Annotated in this window: 15 protein-coding genes and 2 tRNA genes; 7 read left to right on the top strand and 10 right to left on the bottom strand. The window is 63.9% G+C overall.

What is annotated here, in order from left to right; translation table 11 throughout:
- Positions 1–12: 12 nt before the first annotated feature.
- The 4 genes from F572_RS0111195 to F572_RS0111180 form a co-directional block, all read right to left on the bottom strand.
- Positions 13–1,143, bottom strand: coding sequence for an FIST C-terminal domain-containing protein (locus tag F572_RS0111195; RefSeq protein ID WP_017943126.1), 1,131 nt, complete (start codon positions 1,141–1,143; stop codon positions 13–15).
- Entirely contained in the window at positions 1,140–1,598 is a 459-nt protein-coding gene (locus tag F572_RS0111190; protein WP_026143163.1) for a hypothetical protein, read from the bottom strand. The genes F572_RS0111195 and F572_RS0111190 overlap by 4 nt, the downstream gene beginning before the upstream one ends.
- A gap of 112 nt (positions 1,599–1,710) precedes the next feature.
- Entirely contained in the window at positions 1,711–2,601 is an 891-nt protein-coding gene (locus F572_RS0111185; protein ID WP_017943128.1) for a phosphoribulokinase, read from the bottom strand.
- A gap of 46 nt (positions 2,602–2,647) precedes the next feature.
- A complete protein-coding gene (locus F572_RS0111180; RefSeq protein ID WP_017943129.1) occupies positions 2,648–4,486 on the bottom strand; it encodes an SLC13 family permease in 1,839 nt (612 codons plus the stop codon).
- A 257-nt stretch (positions 4,487–4,743) separates the two neighbouring features.
- On the opposite strand from F572_RS0111180, the gene F572_RS0111175 reads away from it, so the two are divergent.
- Positions 4,744–5,592: a universal stress protein gene (locus F572_RS0111175; RefSeq protein WP_017943130.1), complete on the top strand. Its 849-nt coding sequence runs from the start codon at positions 4,744–4,746 to the stop codon at positions 5,590–5,592.
- A gap of 305 nt (positions 5,593–5,897) precedes the next feature.
- Here the strand turns inward: F572_RS0111175 and trmB are convergent, their stop codons facing one another.
- The 3 genes from trmB to thiS are packed head-to-tail and all read right to left on the bottom strand — an operon-like array spanning position 5,898 to position 7,698.
- Positions 5,898–6,626, bottom strand: a complete 729-nt coding sequence (gene trmB / locus F572_RS0111170) for a tRNA (guanosine(46)-N7)-methyltransferase TrmB (protein ID WP_017940370.1) — start codon at positions 6,624–6,626, stop codon at positions 5,898–5,900.
- A 2-nt stretch (positions 6,627–6,628) separates the two neighbouring features.
- Positions 6,629–7,435 (bottom strand): thiazole synthase, encoded by an 807-nt coding sequence (locus tag F572_RS0111165; protein WP_017940371.1) that lies wholly within the window; start codon positions 7,433–7,435, stop codon positions 6,629–6,631.
- A gap of 56 nt (positions 7,436–7,491) precedes the next feature.
- A complete protein-coding gene (gene thiS, locus F572_RS0111160; protein ID WP_017940372.1) occupies positions 7,492–7,698 on the bottom strand; it encodes a sulfur carrier protein ThiS in 207 nt (68 codons plus the stop codon).
- Between the two features lie 65 nt (positions 7,699–7,763).
- Between thiS and F572_RS0111155 the strand changes: the two genes are divergently transcribed.
- From F572_RS0111155 to F572_RS0111145, 3 genes are all read left to right on the top strand, one after another.
- Positions 7,764–7,837, top strand: a tRNA-Gly gene (locus F572_RS0111155).
- A gap of 102 nt (positions 7,838–7,939) precedes the next feature.
- Positions 7,940–8,374 (top strand): Fur family transcriptional regulator, encoded by a 435-nt coding sequence (locus tag F572_RS0111150; protein ID WP_017940373.1) that lies wholly within the window; start codon positions 7,940–7,942, stop codon positions 8,372–8,374.
- A gap of 62 nt (positions 8,375–8,436) precedes the next feature.
- Positions 8,437–8,512: transfer RNA gene (locus F572_RS0111145), tRNA-Thr, on the top strand.
- A 264-nt stretch (positions 8,513–8,776) separates the two neighbouring features.
- Here the strand turns inward: F572_RS0111145 and F572_RS0111140 are convergent.
- The 3 genes from F572_RS0111140 to mobH all read right to left on the bottom strand — a co-directional run bounded on the left by F572_RS0111140 (position 8,777) and on the right by mobH (position 12,119).
- Entirely contained in the window at positions 8,777–9,715 is a 939-nt protein-coding gene (locus tag F572_RS0111140; protein ID WP_018158462.1) for a site-specific integrase, read from the bottom strand.
- 104 nt (positions 9,716–9,819) lie between these two features.
- Entirely contained in the window at positions 9,820–10,131 is a 312-nt protein-coding gene (locus tag F572_RS0111135) for a carbon storage regulator (RefSeq protein WP_018158461.1), read from the bottom strand.
- Positions 10,132–10,286: 155 nt separating this feature from the next.
- Positions 10,287–12,119 (bottom strand): MobH family relaxase, encoded by a 1,833-nt coding sequence (gene mobH / locus F572_RS0111130; protein ID WP_018158460.1) that lies wholly within the window; start codon positions 12,117–12,119, stop codon positions 10,287–10,289.
- A 311-nt stretch (positions 12,120–12,430) separates the two neighbouring features.
- Between mobH and F572_RS0111125 the strand changes: the two genes are divergently transcribed.
- The 3 genes from F572_RS0111125 (at position 12,431) to F572_RS0111120 (ending at position 16,684) form a co-directional block, all read left to right on the top strand.
- A complete protein-coding gene (locus F572_RS0111125) occupies positions 12,431–13,672 on the top strand; it encodes a DNA (cytosine-5-)-methyltransferase (protein ID WP_018158459.1) in 1,242 nt (413 codons plus the stop codon).
- A complete protein-coding gene (locus F572_RS15410) occupies positions 13,672–14,577 on the top strand; it encodes a NotI family restriction endonuclease (RefSeq protein WP_081611960.1) in 906 nt (301 codons plus the stop codon). Before F572_RS0111125 ends, F572_RS15410 begins: the two co-directional genes overlap by 1 nt.
- A gap of 1,141 nt (positions 14,578–15,718) precedes the next feature.
- A complete protein-coding gene (locus F572_RS0111120) occupies positions 15,719–16,684 on the top strand; it encodes an IS5 family transposase (RefSeq protein WP_017940765.1) in 966 nt (321 codons plus the stop codon).
- Positions 16,685–16,830 lie beyond the last annotated feature (146 nt).

Here is a 16,830-nt window from a genome sequence, read left to right as displayed (position 1 = left end):
CAGTCAGGCGTGTCAGGTGAACAGGGTGAGGACCCCGGTATAGCCGTACAGGCGGTTGGCGAAGATCTCGCCGTTGGCGAAAAACCCCACCAGGGGTACGTCGCCCAGGTGCTTCTGCACGATACCCAGTTCGGTGCCCTCCTGCGCGAACTGGTGGCGCCCGCGCCCCACGCAGGAGACGTAGATCGCACCGCGGATGCCATTCGGGGCCTGGGTGCGGATCTGCTCCAGCATGCGCTCCAGGTCCTCGATCGCGGCCTGCCCGTCGCGGCGAACGAACAGGATCTGCGAGCCCTGCTCCAGCATCTCCCCGACCGCCAGGACCTGCTGGTCGAGGTCGATGCCGATGATGTTGCGCACGCGGTAGTCGCCGGTGTCGGAACCGGCGATGGGAAAGCCGACCAGGATGTAGCCCAGTGCCCGCTCCAGGTCGCGCGACAGGACATCCCCGATGATGCCCTTGAACGCCGGCAGGGCCTGCTGGCCGTCCAGGCGCACGATGATGTTGCGCCAGGTCTCGGTGAGTTCGTGCTGGCCGGGCAGCGGGGTGCAGCCCTGGCTGTGGCGCGCGGCGATCGCGACGTCGTCGCGCAGCGCGAGCCCGGTGATGCCCGAGGCGGCCACGCCGTCGGCGATCTGCACCACGCCGTCGTCACCGGAGTTTACCCCGCCGGTCGCAAACCAGGCGGTCCGTTCGCCGATCTCGGTCAGGGTGTCCTCCAGCCCCTCCATGCGCGGGTCGGCGTTCAGGATCAGCCGGCCCGGGGTCTGCGGGTCGAGAAAGCCGTCGAGCTCCTTCACCAGTTCGTCGAAGCCACGCACCGGGTGGTAGATGACGCGGACGCTGGTGGCCGGGAATTCGCCGATCATCAGGGTCGCGCCAGGCTGCTCGTAGAGCTCGTCCTGCGGGCCGATCACGGCCATGGCCATGCCGCCGACGAAGTGGTCCACGCCCAGCCCCTCGCGCAGATGCTTCAGCAGGGCGCGGGCATGGCGGCTGAGGGCATCGGAAAGGTAGATAAAGCCGACCCGTACCTCATCCTCGCCACGCTGGGGTTGTTCGCCCAGTTCGGCGATCAGGGCGTCGGCCAGGGCCCGGGGTTCGTCGCCGCGGGCGGTGGCACTGCGAAAGGGTGTGGTCATAAACCGAGCTGCTCCAGCATGCTGAGGGCCTCGTTGTCGTCGACCGACAGGCCGGTGTGCACGTTCAGGCCGCCGTCTTCGGTGAAGACCAGGCGGGCGTGGTGGCGCGTGTCCAGCTCTTCCAGGAACCAGGCGATCTCCGAGGGATGCACCGCATGGCTGCCGCGCACCAGGTGACGGGCCAGGATGGCGTCCTCGCGCACGTCCAGAAACAGGGGTTGGGGCAGTTCCAGCGGCAGGATATGGGTCTGCACCAGCCACTCCACGGGGCTGGGCCGCCGCCGCGGCAGCGGACGGCTGTCGATACGGAAATGCCCGCCGCCGCCCGGCTGCTTCAGGAGTTCCTCCAGCCAGTCGCCGGTGAAGCCCTGATGAACGATCAGCGAGCGACCGGTATAGCGGCCGCGAAAGCGCTCCATTTGCTGGGCCGGCCGTGGCCCCAAGAGTCCGAACACGCCTGCTCCGTCCTGTCGGGTGGATAAAGCCCGAATCCTAGCCGAATGCTCGGCACGGAACGAAAAAAGCCCCGCCGGAGCGGGGCTTGGGAACTTCCTTCGAACGGCGCGATCAGCCGCGGCGCGACAGCATGTCGTGGATGATCGGGCCGAGGATGACCTCCATCGCGAAGCTCATCTTGCCGCCCGGGACCACCAGGGTCTTGGGATCGGACATGAAGGAGTCGGGGATCATGTTCAGCAGATAGGGGAAGTCGATGCCGAGCTTCGTCGGATCCTTGAAGCTGATCACCACCATCGACTCGTCCGGGGTCGGCACCGCGCGGGCGATGAACGGGTTGGAGGTGTCCACCGTCGGCACGCGCTGGAAGTTGATGTCGGTGTAGCCGAACTGCGGGGTGATGTAGTTCACGTAGTCCGGCATGCGGCGCAGGATCGTGTCGACGATGGCCTCGGCGGAATAGCCGCGCTCGGCGTTGTCGCGAAAGATCTTCTGGATCCACTCGAGGTTCACGATCGGGACCACGCCAATGCCCAGATCCACGTGCTGCGCGGCGTCCACTTCGCCGTTCACGACCAGGCCGTGCAGGCCTTCGTAGAACATCAGATCGGTGCCCGGCTGGATCTCTTCCCAGGGGGTGAATTCGCCCGGTCCGAGGTTGGTGCCAAGGCGCTCGTTGTGCTCGGCGGCCTCTTCGTCGGAGTGCAGGTAGTAGCGCTTCTCGCCCTGGCCGGTCTCGCCGTAGGTCTTGAACAGCCCTTCGATGCGATCGAACAGGTTGGCCTCGGGGCCGAAGTGCGAGAAGTGATGATTGCCGTCGTCGGCGGCCTTCTGCATGGCCTCCTTCATGGCCTTGCGGTCATAGCGATGGAAGCTGTCGCCCTCGATCACAACCGGGCTGATCTGCTCGCGACGGAAGATGGACTCGAAGGAGCGCTTGACGGTGGAGGTGCCGGCGCCCGAGGAACCGGTCACTGCGATCACGGGGTGCTTCTGGGACATGGGAGTTCTCCTTGCAAACGGGTTGCGGAAGGTTGCGTTTAAGAGACTAGAAAATCAGGTTGAGCATGAACATGGCGACCACGGCGAACAGGATGGTCATGATGCCGCCCGCCTTCATGTAGTCCTTCACCCGGTAGCCGCCGGGGCCCATGATCAGGGCGTTCACCTGGTGGGTCGGGATCAGGAAGGAATTCGAGGTCGCGATCGCGACGGTCAGCGCGAACACGCGCGGGTCGGCGTCCATGCCCGCGGCCTGCGCCGCGATCGCAAAGTTGATCGCCAGCGGCACCAGCAGCACGGTCGCGCCCACGTTGGACATGACCAGGGTAAAGAATGTGGCCAGGGCGAAGATCGTCGCCTGCAGCACCCAGGGCGGTACGGTCCCCAGCATCTCCAGCGTGTTCTGCGCGATCCAGGCCGCGGTGCCGGTGTTTTCCACCGCCATGCCCAGCGGGATCAGCGACGCCAGCAGGAAGACGGTCTTCCAGCTGACGGCGCGATAGGCGTTGTCGAGGCTGATCACGCCGGTCAGGATCATGCCCAGTGCGCCGGTCAGCAGTGCGACCGAGAGCATCAGGTCGGTGAACACGATCAGGCCCACGGTCAGCGCCAGGAAGAACAGCGCATGCGGCACCTTGGACGGTACCAGTTCCTCGCGCGGATAATCCGAGGTGATCACCACGAAATCGCGGTCCTGCTCCAGCCGGGCCAGGGATTCCCAGGTGCAGTGCACCACCAGGATGTCGCCCGGCTCCAGGGGGATGTCGCGCAGCCCCTCGCCATAGGTCTCGTTGCCGCGCTGGATGCGCATCACCGACAGGCCGTAGGTCTGGCGCATCGCCAGTTCGGTGACTGTCTTGCCGGCGAGGTTCGAGCCCGGTGCGATCGCCACCTCGGCGACGCCGGAACGCCCACGGTCCAGGGCGTTGGCGAACACGTCGAGATGGGTGGTGGGGCGCTTGCGCGTGCCCTCGCAGAGCTTTTCCATGCGTGACGGGCTGGCCAGCACGGCCAGGTGCGAGTTGGCCTGGATCTCGTAACCGGTCCACGGCGCCATGCGCAGCTCGTCGCGCACGTAGGTGCCGACGATCGCGATCCCGGTCTCGCGCTCGATCTCGGCCACCGTGCGGCCGACCATCGGGTCGTTCTCCGGGACGAATAGCTCGTGGATCTCGTAGGACAGGCCGTACACGCGCTGGAAGTAGTCCTGCGCGCTTTCGCGCTGGGTGGCCTTGCTCTTGACCGACGGCAGCACGAAACGGCCCAGCAGCACGAAATAGACGATGGCGGTCGCCAGCAGGGCCAGCCCGATCGGGGTCACGTCGAACAGCTGGAACGGCTCCATGTCGGAGGGCAGCAGGTCGTTCAGCAGGATCAGCGGGCTGGAGCCGACCAGGGTGATCGTCCCGCCCACGATCGCGGCGAAGCCCATGGGCATCAGCAGGCGCGACAGCGGGATGTTCAGGCGGTTGGAGATGCGGCTCATCACCGGCATGAACAGGGCGGCCGCGCCGATGTTCTGCATGAAGCTGGAGATCACGCCGACCGTCCCGGAGACGGTCGGGATGATGGTCTTCTCCGAGGTGCCGCCCACCCGCATGATGAACGCCGCAACCCTGTGCATTACGCCGGTCTTGTCCAGCCCCGCGCCGATGATCATCACCGCGATGATCGAGATCACCGCGTTGGAGGCGAAGCCGCTGAACAGCTCCTCCTGGCCGACCAGCATCCCGAGCCCGGGCACCAGTGTCAGCAGGCCCAGCAGTACCATCACCGAGATGGCCGCGAGGTCCACCCGGACGATCTCGGAAACAAACAGGAAGATCGTGAACGCGAGCAGCGCGAGCACCACGATCATCTCGGTGGTCAGCGTAAGGTTTTCCATGTTCCAGTCGTGTCCTGAAGACCCGCGCCGGGCGGCGCGTGGCCGGAAGCCGAAGGGGACGCACGCCGGGCGCGGGCGCCGAGGCGGCGGGTCGGGGAAACGGATTCCGCCTTTCCCTTGAAAGCGCGGGATTATTTCATCCCGCGGGCACGGACGCAAAAAAGGCGTGGTTGGGTGCCTTGGGGGTGGCATCCCGAGTGCTGGCGTTTGCCGGCGTGTCGGTTATGCTGAGAAAAAAGCCCAGGTGGAGAGCCCGCATGTCCGAATCCGAAGCCCCGCTGTGCCGTTTCGAGACCATCGTCCTGGCGACCGATGGCTCCGAGTTCAGCGAATCCGCCGAGAGCGTGGCGCTGGACCTGGCGCAGCGCTGCGGTGCGCGTCTGGTCGTTGCCCGCATCATCCCCACGGACACCCAGCACGACGCCCTTTCCCCGCCGCGCAGCCACGAAGCGAGCGTGGCTGGCCAGGCCGACCTGGATGCGCTGGAGAAGCGCGCCCGGGAGGTCGGGATCGATGCCTCGATGATCCTGCGTCACGGGGTCGACCGGCATCAGGAGATCGTTGCCATCGCCGAGGAATTCAAGGCCGGACTGATCGTCATCGGGCGCCGCGAGCGTGGTGATCTGTCGCGCCTGATGGTGGGCGACGCCACGCGCAAGGTCATCGGGCTGGCACCCTGCAACGTGATGGTCGTCCCGCGCGGGGCCCAGGCACCGCATCGCGGTTTGCTGGTGGGGACCGACGGATCCGAGCTGGGCGACCAGGCCGTGCTCGCCGCGATCGAGCTGGCGGGCTACTGCGACCTGCCGCTCACCATTGCCACGGTGGCGGTCCCGGGCCAGAGCGACGAGCGCCGCAAGGAGGGCGTGGAGGCGGTGCAGCGCTTGCAGGGCGAGGCCCGCGAGAAGGGGCTGACGGCCGACGCCACCACCGAGGAAGGCCGCCCCGAGCTCGCGCTGGTGGACATCGCCCATCGCGATCAGCGCGACCTGATCGTGCTTGGCAGCCACGGCCGTACCGGCCTCAAGCGACTGTTGATGGGCAGTGTCTCCGAGCGCGTGATCGGCGGCGCCGAATGCCCGGTGCTGGTGGTCAAGAACGTCTGAGGGAAGCACGGATCAATATACACGCTCGCGCTCGAGTCGCTTTTGCGGGCGAACAAGGCGCGGTGACTGCCGTGCAGTCATTCTGCACAAGGGAGCCGCAACGCCGTGCGCGCGCCCGTTTTTGATAACAACGGGCGGCCGAGCCCCTTCGGGGTTGGCATCCCAGGTTCCCCGATCCTGCGTTGCGGCCCGAATCATTCAACAACGGGCCGGCAGAACCACTACCGACTGCGCACCGCGCCTGGTCTCGGACAACCAGGGGTGCCAACGCGAGTGTGTATATTGATCCGTGCTTCCCTCCGGCCTCAGGCCGGTTCGTCCGTGCGCCGGTAAAGCAGATCCGCCACCTCGTGGCCGCGGCTTTCCCCGCGACGCTCGAACTTGGTGACCGGGCGTTCCGGCGGCCGGCCAGGCGCCGGAACCGGGCCGTCCGGCTCGAACCACGGCGCGCATTCCTGCATCACCGCCATCATGTGCTCGGCGTACTCGGCCCAGTCGGTGGCCAGGTGCAGCCGCCCGCCCGGCCGGATGCGCGTCGCCAGGTGGCGCACGAAGGCCGGCTGGATCAGGCGCCGCTTGTGGTGGCGCTTCTTGTGCCACGGGTCGGGGAAGAACACCTGCACGCAATCCAGGCTGGCCGGTTTCAGGTAGTGTTCCAGCAGCTCCACCGCATCGGCGTCGCTGACGCGTACGTTGGTGAGCCCGCGCTGCTCCACCTCGCGCAGCAGGTGCCCGACCCCCGGCCGGTGGACCTCGGTGCCAATGAAGTCGCGTTCTGGCTGGTTCGCGGCCTGCTCGGCCAGGCTCTCGCCGTCGCCGAAGCCGATCTCCAGGGTCACGGGCGCCGACCGCCCGAATACCGCCGCCAGGTCCAGCGGTGCGGCGGGTTCCGGCAGCTGCAGGCCGAAGCGCGGGAACAGGTCATCCAGCGCCCGCTGCTGGCCCGGCGTCAGCCGGCCCTCGCGGCGCACGAAGCTGCGGATGCGCCGGTAGAACGGCTTGTCGTCGGAAGCGGAATCGACAGTTTCGCCCATGCTCAGCTAAAAAACAGGCCGGTCTGCGGCGAGGAGGCCGAGGCATAGCGCCGCGGCGCCATGCGCCCGGCGAGGAAGGCCTGACGCCCGCCGACGATCGCGTGGCGCATCGCCGAGGCCATCAGCACCGGGTCGTCGGCCGCGGCGATCGCGGTGTTCATCAGCACGCCGTCGCAGCCCAGCTCCATCGCGATCGCGGCATCCGAGGCGGTGCCCACGCCGGCATCGACCAGCACCGGGACCGACGCGTTTTCCACGATCTCGCGGATGTTGTAGCGGTTCTGGATGCCCAGTCCCGAGCCGATCGGCGCGGCCAGCGGCATGATCGCCAGGCAGCCGATCTCTTCCAGGCGCTTCGCCAGCAGGGGGTCGTCGGTGGTGTAGACCATCACGTCGAAGCCCTCGGCCACCAGCGTCTCTGCGGCCTTCACGGTCTCGAATACATCCGGGTACAGGGTCTTCTCGTCGCCCAGAACCTCCAGCTTGACCAGGTTGTGGCCGTCCAGCAGCTCACGCGCCAGGCGGCAGGTGCGGATGGCGTCCTCGGCGTTGAAGCAGCCGGCGGTGTTCGGCAGCAGCGTGTAGCGCTCCGGCGAGATCACGTCCAGCAGGTTGGGCTCGTCCGGGTTCTGGCCGATGTTGGTGCGGCGGATCGCCACGGTCACGATTTCCGCCCCGCTGGCCTCGATGGCGTCGCGGGTCTGGTCCAGATCGCGGTACTTGCCGGTCCCCACCAGCAGGCGGGAGGTGAACTCGCGCGAGCCCACGCGGAACAGATCGTCGGCTTTTGCGGCGGCCGATTGGGTCATGGTGCTTCCTTCGTTGTAAGTGATTGCAGGCCGGTGCGGTTGGGGAACACGGCTTCCTATCCGCCCCCGATGGCCTGCACGATCTCCACGCGATCCCCGGGACGCAGCGGGTGTGCCGCGTGCTCGCTGCGCGGCACCAGCTCCTCGTTGACCTCCACCGCCAGGCGGCGCCCGCCCAGACCGCGCGCCTCGATCAGCGCGGCCAGGGTGGCCTCCCGATCATCGGGGAGTTCAAAGGGTTCGCCGTTCAGCTGAATCTGCATGGTTCTTCGACTGGTCATGTTGCCGTTGAGCCGGAGGCCGACAAGGCCTACAATCGCCGGCTCGAGCGGGTGTAGTTCAATGGTAGAACGGGAGCTTCCCAAGCTCTTAATGTGGGTTCGATTCCCATCACCCGCTCCATCTTTTTCATTCTATCAGGCTTCCCGGCCGTATCGGTCGTCCTGACCTGTCTCCGGGGCGGGATATGGACTTGCTCCAGACCCCTGTTATATCGTCGGAAACATGAACCTCGACTCCAATAATCCGGAACTGCTGGCGGTCGACGCGGCGCGCGAACTGCTGCGCGATCATGCGATCTCCCCGACCGAGCAGCGCGTCGAGATTGCACGCGTGATGTTCGCCCGCCACCAGCACCTCAGCGCCGAGCAGATCCTGGCGCAGCTGATGCGGCATGCCTCGCGGGTTTCCAAGGCCACGGTGTACAACACCCTGAACCTGTTCGCCGAGAAGGGGCTGGTGCGCGAGGTCCTGATCGACCCCGCAAAGCTGTTCTACGACTCCAACCTGAATCCCCATCACCACCTGTTCCACACGGACACCGGGGAGCTGGAGGACGTGGATCCGGCGCGCATTGACATCTCCGACCTGCCGCCGCTGCCGGAGGGCAAGGAGCTGCAGGGGGTGGACGTGATCATTCGCGTGGGCAGCCGCTCCTGAACCTGTGGACCGGCCCTGCCGGATTGTGGTCGGTCCCGGCCCCCGCTATCATGTCGCGCTTCGCCGGTGTAGCTCAGTTGGTAGAGCAATCGATTCGTAATCGATAGGTCGGAGGTTCGACTCCTCTCGCCGGCACCAAACTTGCTGTCATCGCCGGATCAAGGGGACGATGACAGACCAGAGCCAGGGACAGGTCCGCCCTATTCGGACCATCGGAAGGGCGGTGTTGGTCGCACCGCCCTTCTTTTTTGCGTCCCCCGCTCGAATGTCGAGGCGTACTGCCAGGTGGCACGTACTGACTGGCTACGGACGGCATGCACAGCCACCCGATCCTTTACTATCCCATATCGGAATCCACAGTCAAGAAAGGGTTTGCGTGTCTGCGGCGATCCGGCACGCTGGCTAGGACCGGCCCGGTTGGGGAAGGTGGTCAACCAACTGGCGCAGCTGCCCCATATCGGGTTCGACGTATTGCATCGTAGTCGATAGGTTGGTGTGTCCCAGCAGGTGCTGCAGCGCGCGAAGCGGAGGGTTCTCCTGACGCCCCACCTCGGTCCCCAGCGTATGCCGGAGACGGTGCGGCGAAATGGGCTGTCCCAGTACCTCGCCTAACTTCCGGAAAAAGCCGCTGACCTGTCCTACTCGGATGCCGTCGCCCTGGTAGCGCGTTTCGCCACGGTGCAGGCCCAGGTTGAACACTTGCGCTTGCTCAAGGCCCCGGGGGCCGCGTAGCGCAATGGTCCGGTCATAGAGTTCCCGCAACGGCTCCACCAAGGGCGCGGGGATCGGAATATCCCACTCTCGGTGGGTTTTCGATCCCGCTGCTGATAGCCGCAGCTCGCTTTCTTTCCAGCACACATCGCCCCAGGTCAGTGCCACCAGTTGCCGCCGTCGCATACCGGTGTAGTAGAAGGTGAGCAGCACCACGAGCCAGAACCAGCGGGGCTCAAGGCATCGATTCTCGGAATCATCGAGCGCCGCGATCGCCTGATCCAGAAGGTCGCGCGAAACGGTCTTGATCCGCCGATCTTCAGGAGCCGCATCGACCCGTTCCAGGGGGTCATGGCTGATCCATTCCGCTTCCATGGCGAAGCGCCACATCGCGCGGAAATGGCGACGGTAGTAGTTCCAGGTCGTCGCGCGGGCGCGCTGCAGGACCTGGCTGCGCCATTCCAGCAGCGTGTCGCGCTGAATCTCGTCCAGCGTCCTGACGCCCATGTCGTTTTGAAACTGTCGAACAACCTGTTGGTATCGGATGGCGGTATCGGGCCGCAAAATCCGCTCGCGCAGATAGATCTGCACCAGGTCGTCGAGGGTGCGGTGGGTTTCCATCGCGGGCATGCCCTCCCCTGTAACGGGTTCAAGTCACGCCCCTGGCATCACTGAAGTTAGCACACGGTCTCCCTGCCAGGCGCGCGACCTTACGGATTCAGCAGTGAAACCGCCTACTCCGTTTGCGATGGAGCCGAAATTTCCTGGGAGGATTGACGTCGTTCCCGCAATGCCTCGCGCACGATCTCCACGCTCTCGGGGGCCTCGATGCCAAGGCGCGCCTTGCGATGGTCGACGTACTCCATCCGGACAGGACCGTCCGGGTGATGAAGTGTGATCCGGCTGCCTGCGGTGTCCCACTCGATATTGAGACCGGGCGCACATGCCGACAGTCGAAGGGGTGCTTCCTGGGTCTGCACCGCGACCAGGAGGGCGCTATCCCCCACGTACAGCGCTTCCCCGTCCTTCAGGGTCAAAACCAACATTCCTTATCCTCCTCCTTGCTTCCTTGCCTGGTTGCCAGATCCCTCTGTAGTGCTTCCGAATATTCGGTCGTTATTATTCCCCCATAAGCCGTGTAGAATATCCCGGTATTCCTCCCGTGTCACATGCCTGTAACTATCCGGGCAAGACGGCTGGCTCACGCTTCGACGGCGGGTGTCAGGTGGTCGTTGGGTGAGGGTGTCCAGTCCGGACCGAAGACAACGGAGACGTCGCGGATCAGGAGACCGTTGATCCGGCTGGTCTGGCGTTCGCCCCTCACCACATAGCGATGGATGTTGGTGCCCTCTGAGGACTTCTCGTGCAGCTGTAACCGCTGAAAGCGCTTCTGAGCGGTGTTCCATGCGTGGCCCGTCGCACTCGCAAAGTCGCGGAAGATCGCGGGACTGACGAGTAGCACGCCCTCGGCGACGACGTGGATCCGGGCCTCTCGCGTGTTCACCAGGAGCGACCCGTCCGCGACACCTCGCCGGATCCATTCGAGACAGGCGTCGCCCGGGTCTTCAGACAGGGGAGTGTCCGCACCCGTATCGCAGGACGGAATCGGCTGCGGTGGTGGCTCGGCCGTCGGTTCGTCAGTGGTTTTATCCAGGGCATCGTCGAGACCCGGCGGGAGTGGCAGATCGTCAACGCCGGCGGATACGGGCGGGCCGGGGGGCGAGTGGTGTTCCGCCACCTCGCCAGACTGCCCCGTCTGGATTGCGACGCTCCTCGCCGCGGGCGGTTCTGCTGCGGGGGTGGCCACTTCTTCCGGTGCAGGGCGGCTTGTCGCTCCGTCGCCAGGCTCCGTTGTCTCCTCGGTCGATGCCTCGCCCAGCGGAGTCACGGAACCCTCGAACTCCGTCGGCATCGTCTCGGGGTCGGACCAGAGACGGGCCACCGGCAGGCGGATCAGAGTCAGCTCGTGCGACCAGCCGTCACTGGCAACCCGGGCCCTCCAGATGGCGCGGTCCCCATTGGCGGTCAGCACTCCGTGCTCCTGCAGTGTGTCGAAGATCCGGTCGTTGTTTGAAGGAATACCGGAATGCCCCTCCTCGCGGAGCTGTGCCCGCAGCGCGTCGGCCGCACGCTTCGACACGAGCCACAGATCCGACTCCGTGCGCCAGCCTGCCGCCCCGTTGCGGTTCAGCGGCAGATCTTCGCTGCTCAATAGGTGTCGAAGCGATGTCATCAACTTCTCGTGAAGCGGCTTCGTGGGCGTCGGAAGTCGGTCCGGTGATTCGCCACCCAGGTTCCGCGCCACCGACTCCCGGTCGGCCTGCAGGATGATCTGTCCCAGCGCCCCCGCATCCTCCATCTGCCCGTGGATTGCATGGATCCACGCCTGCAGCAATTCCTGGTGTTGAGCGATCCAGGACATGCCTTCCGGCGGCAGGACCCAATGCGCGACGAGACTGGATACCGGTTCGTGAAGTTTGTGAGCGCGACCGCGCCTGTACCGCACGGAGTACCAGCGCGCACCCGGTCGCTCGGTCATCGGCCCGTGCCAGGGTTCCCAGCGCCCCAGGCGGTTGCCAACGGCGTCGTACAGGACGATCTCTTGGTCAACCACGGGCTTGCCTACGTCGTGCAGCAGAGCGGCGGAGAAGACGCCGTAGGACCACGCATCCGCCTCGTGTGACAGCCTCTCGGGCTCCGCCCCGGGTGGCAGGACGTATCCCCGGCGAATTTGAAGCGCCTTGAGCACGACTTCGAGGCCGTGGTCCAGCATGCCGCCACGACCGGAGTGATGGTGCACCTCGGACGCCGGTACTGCCTGGACGAATGCCGCGTACTGGCGCAGGCTCGCGGCGATATACCGTTCGGCGCACTCCGACGGGAGTGCGAGCAGGCCGGTGATCTGGCGCAGGAGCGCTTGGCGGTGGGGTGGCTGCAGCAGGTCGTTGGGTGTCAGGACGGGGAGCAGGCCTTCGCGGGGCGTGCTCGGTGGCGTATGTGAAGCAGGCTCTCGACGGCGAAACAAGCGCAGCATAGGGCGGTCCTGTGGAGGGGCGACTGTATGGTCGCTCGGGATCGACACCAAATTCCGTTGGAATCCCTGAATGGTCGCGCCCTGTTTTTCAGAAATCGATCCGACAACGTCACACTCACGAGGCGTGACTGTCACGGTTCTCGCGGGAAGGCCCCATGCAGCACCGGCACGCACTCCGTGTTGCTTTCTGACCGTGCTTCGGCCTCCGAGCATCGTGGCACTCATGGCTCCGACCCCTTACACTTCCTCCCGGTACGAACCACGCTCATGCGGGCGCCCGACGCTCCGACCACGGGAAAAGGGGTAACACGATGGCTAAGTTGCGAAGCACCGCTGCGGAGTCCCAACCTCCCTCGCTCACGATGATCGACCTCTTCGCGGGTGCGGGCGGGTTATCGGAGGGGCTTCATGAGGCGGGGATGCAGACGCTCTACGCCAATGAGATTGAGGAGAGGTACGCACAGACTTACGCGATCAACCACCCTGAGACCATCGTTGACACGTCAGATATCCGGTCAGTGGATGCCCGGGCTGTTCGCAGCCGTCTCGGCTTGAATCGTGGGGATCTTGACTTACTCGCCGGTGGCCCACCCTGCCAGGGCTTCTCCATTAACGCCCCTGTCCGCTCCAGTGAGGACAAGCGCAATCACCTATTCAAAGACTTTCTCCGCTTCGTCGACGAGTTCCAGCCTCGCGCGGTCTTGATCGAGAATGTGCCGGGTCTGGTTTCATACGAGGGGGGCGATACCTTAGGCGCGATCCTTGCAGCTCTCACCAACCATGGTTACGCGTCCGACGTCCGAATCCTCTATGCCCCTCACTTTGGAGTGCCACAGACCCGTTGGCGCACGATCGTGCTTGGCCTCCGAGATCACGTTAGTGTGGACGATGCATTCCCTATACCCGTTCGCTCTGCCCCTCTTCGCGTGAATTTCACCTCAAAGTTTGCTGGGCGAAACATCGTTACCATCCCCGACACAATCGAGTTGCCCCCTCATACTACGGTCCGTGATGCGATCGACGATCTTCCCATCCTTCAGAACGGAGAGGCTTCTCCGGAAGGCAGTCCGTATCGCCTCCCGCCCCAGAATGACTTCCAAAAGATGATGCGGGCCGGTTCCGCGGAGGTGATGAATCATTCCGCGGCGCGACTCAGCCGCCTTAACCTCGAGCGCATGCAGCATATTTCTCCAGGTGGAAACTGGACCCAAATCCCATTCCATCTATTGCCGAAAGGCATGCAAAGAGCCCGAAGGACTGATCATACCCGCAGGTACGGAAGAGTGGATCCAGATGGTTTGGCCTCAACCATTCTCACTAAGTGTGACCCTCACTGGGGCTCTTACTTTCATTACAATCAAGATCGCGCATTCACCGTGCGCGAGGCGGCGCGCATCCAGACTTTCCCTGATACCTTCCGATTCGTGGGGTCGCGTGTAGAGCAATATGAGCAAGTGGGCAACGCGGTACCGCCTCTTCTGGCGGCTGCTATCGGAAGGTCGCTCGCGCGCGTTCTTGGGCGGTCGACCTCTGATTTGATGCGAGCCATCTGATGGCGAGCTACATTTGGGAATTCTTTGGCTATCGAGCTAATGACACCTCCCATAACGCTGTGCAAGCTTTTCAAGCCGGGCAATGCCCCATCCTTAAGGGTGATTGCGAAAAACGTTTCAACAATGGTGTAACGTCAGGCGTCTGCACGATCAAGCCCATTAAGTCAGGACCCGTAATTTGTTGCCCCGTTCGCCTGTATTCGGAGAACTACAAAATTCTCCGCGATGTGACGCATCAAGCATTTGGCCCAGGGTTTGATTTGCTGCCAGGGCGCGAAGCTCGATCTCATGCAAAGAAAACGGGACGACCATGCGTTGCGGTGTTTGGCCAGCGCTGGGGGGGGGAGCTTCGACTCCCTCAAAAATCCGGTCGAGGAAGCTACTTTGTCGATTGGGTTCTTGCGAAACTAGACGGCACTGGAAGCCTAGAAGAGTTTGTAGCCGTCGAAGTTCAAAGTATAGATACGACCGGCAGCTATCGGAAAGGGTTTGACGCCCTAAGTAACGGTCGCACTGACGAAAAAACCGGGGCCGGATTGAACTGGGAGAATGTCAATAAACGCATTCTTCCTCAGCTAATCTACAAAGGGCAGGTCCTCCAGCGCGAGTCGCTGTGTAAGAAGGGTCTTTTCTTTGTCTGCCCGCAACCCGTTTATCAGCGCATCATGGACCGCCTAGGCGGGCAGGCAGGACTTGTGACATACGCACTCCAGCCTGCCTCAATTACATTTATGGTGTACAGCCACAGTTCTGACCAAGCACCACAGACGGGTGGCGTCATCCCTTTGACGCACGACGCGACACATTCAACGACCGTGTACAAAGTTCAAGAGGCATTCAATAACGTTACGTTGCCGGCCGCGGACGTATACAAGGCTGCCATTGAGAACGCGTTGGACGGTTGACTTGCTGTAGCGCCTGTTGGAGTGCGCGTCCGGTTGGTCCCCGATTCTAGCCCTTTGTTATCGAGCGAGTAAGATCCAGTCGGTCAGCACGCTACAATCCAGAACGGTCAGCTGGTGAAGGTTAGTGGCGCGTACTCGGTCGCAATTTGACCGCTTGAGCAGGCGTAAGTGTGAAGAACTCGTCGAGTTGACCGTTGAGGGTCACGCCGTCCGCCCACGTGAGACCCACCATGCCTGGACCTTCTCCAATGAAATATTGCCCCAAACGGTCCTTGCGCACGGGATAACGGAGGCTACTCCAGAAGACCGCTTCGCCGCGATCCACGGCATCCATAATCTGCTGTGCATTCTCAAATGGCCTCTTTCGAGTACTCATAAGCAAACTTTAGCTTGAAGATGTCTGTATCTCCCGCACACCGACTTGATGCGCTATAAGCGCACCAGCGCTCCACCACCCTCCGATCCCGCTCCGCCCGTGGTGGAATGGTCAGGGTTCGGGCCCCTTCGCCATTCGCATGGCCCCCGTTGACCGGCGGGCGCAGTACGGTTAAGCGTACCATGAACGGTTGCGCCAGACGGCGCGTGACGCCAGACGTCCCCCACGATGCATGTTACCGTTCTAAAGTCGACTCGGTGAGCGCCCCTAGCCTCGTCGGCGCGATCATGTCTCATAGGGGCCAACACATCTGTGCAGTAGGTGCAGCCCCATGGGCGAGCCGTATGACAATGCTGTTATGAAGGTCCTGCGTGCGATTGACGAATCGCCCGCAATGCAAGCCTTTCATGCAATAGAGGACTCGCCTGTTGCGCGGCTCGGTCATGAATTGAGTCAGTCCCCTGGATGGCGTGCTTTGAGTCAGATGAATGACTCACCTGCAATGAAGGCGGTACGGGATCTCAACGAAATGCCACTTATGCGAGACCTGGATGACTCGCCGGCCTTGAGGGCATACCGGCAACTTGAAGACTCTGCCGACTTGGCGGCGTTCCAGCGCATAGAGGAGCATCCAGCAATGAGAGCGATGCAAGCTCTAAGCGACCATCCCTCTTTAGGGAGACGCTGATTTAATCCGCCGCTGTTCCCGCGCGGCGAGCGGGTTTGGGATAATGGCAGCAGGTTTCCTGCCCGAGGTGATGGTCGATGTCGCAGCGCAGTTTTTCCGATCTCGAGTACTCCGCCAAGCGCAAGCAGACGCGGCGCGACCGGTTTCTGGGCGAGATCGACGCGATCACGCCCTGGGCGGCGCTGGTGGAGGCGATCGAGCCGCACTACCCGAAGGGGAAGCGCGGCCGCCCACCGATTGGCCTGGAGCGGATGCTGCGGATGTACGTGGCGCAGCAGTGCTTCAACCTGTCGGATGAAGGGATCGAGGACGCGGTCTACGACAGCCAGGCGATCCGGCGCTTTGTCGGGATCGACCTGAGCCGCGAAGACGCCCCGGATGCCACCACCCTGCTGCAGTTCCGTCGGCTGCTGGAGCGGCACGACCTGACTCGGGTGATCTTCGACCGGATCAACGCCCATCTGCAGCAGCGCGGCCTGCTGCTGCGCGAGGGCACGGTGGTGGATGCCACCCTGATTGCGGCCCCGCCATCGACCAAGAACCAGGAGAAGGCGCGGGACCCGGAGATGCATCAGACCAGGAAGGGTAACCAGTGGTACTTCGGCATGAAGGCGCATGTCGGAGCGGATGTGGTCACGGGGCTGGTGCACACCGTGAAGGGGACGGCCGCGAACGTCTCGGACGTGTCGCAGGTGCCGGAACTGCTCCACGGCGAGGAACAGAGCCTGCATGGCGACGCCGGGTATGTCGGTGCGGAGAAGCGCCTGAACACGCATCGCCCCGAGACCCATATCGCGCGCAAGCGCGGCACCGTGCGCGCGATGCCGGAAGGCCCGGCGCGCGAACAGGTGCGCGCCGATGAACGGCAGAAGGCCCAGTTGCGTTCGATCGTCGAGCATCCGTTCCATGTGGTGAAGAACCTCTTCGGGTACCGCAAGGTGCGCTACCGGGGTCTCAGGAAGAACACCGCGCAGCTGCACAGCCTGTTCGCCCTCGCGAACCTGTACCGCGCGCGACGATGGGGGCTCCTGTCGCAGGGGTAGTGTGTTCGCAGGACCGGAAATCACCCCTGTAACCGCCAAAAACGGCGGTTACAGGGGGTACAGCAGGCCGACCTGGCCCAAATGTCCTTCCAGAAACGCGTTGGCGGTATATGGATCCGGGTGCTGGGCCATTGATCAGCGTTTCC

Origin of the sequence: Thioalkalivibrio sp. ALE14 (genome assembly GCF_000376845.1) — a bacterium.
In the GTDB taxonomy this organism is placed as follows: Bacteria; Pseudomonadota; Gammaproteobacteria; order Ectothiorhodospirales; family Ectothiorhodospiraceae; genus Thioalkalivibrio.
This window is presented reverse-complemented; position numbering and strand designations above follow the sequence as displayed.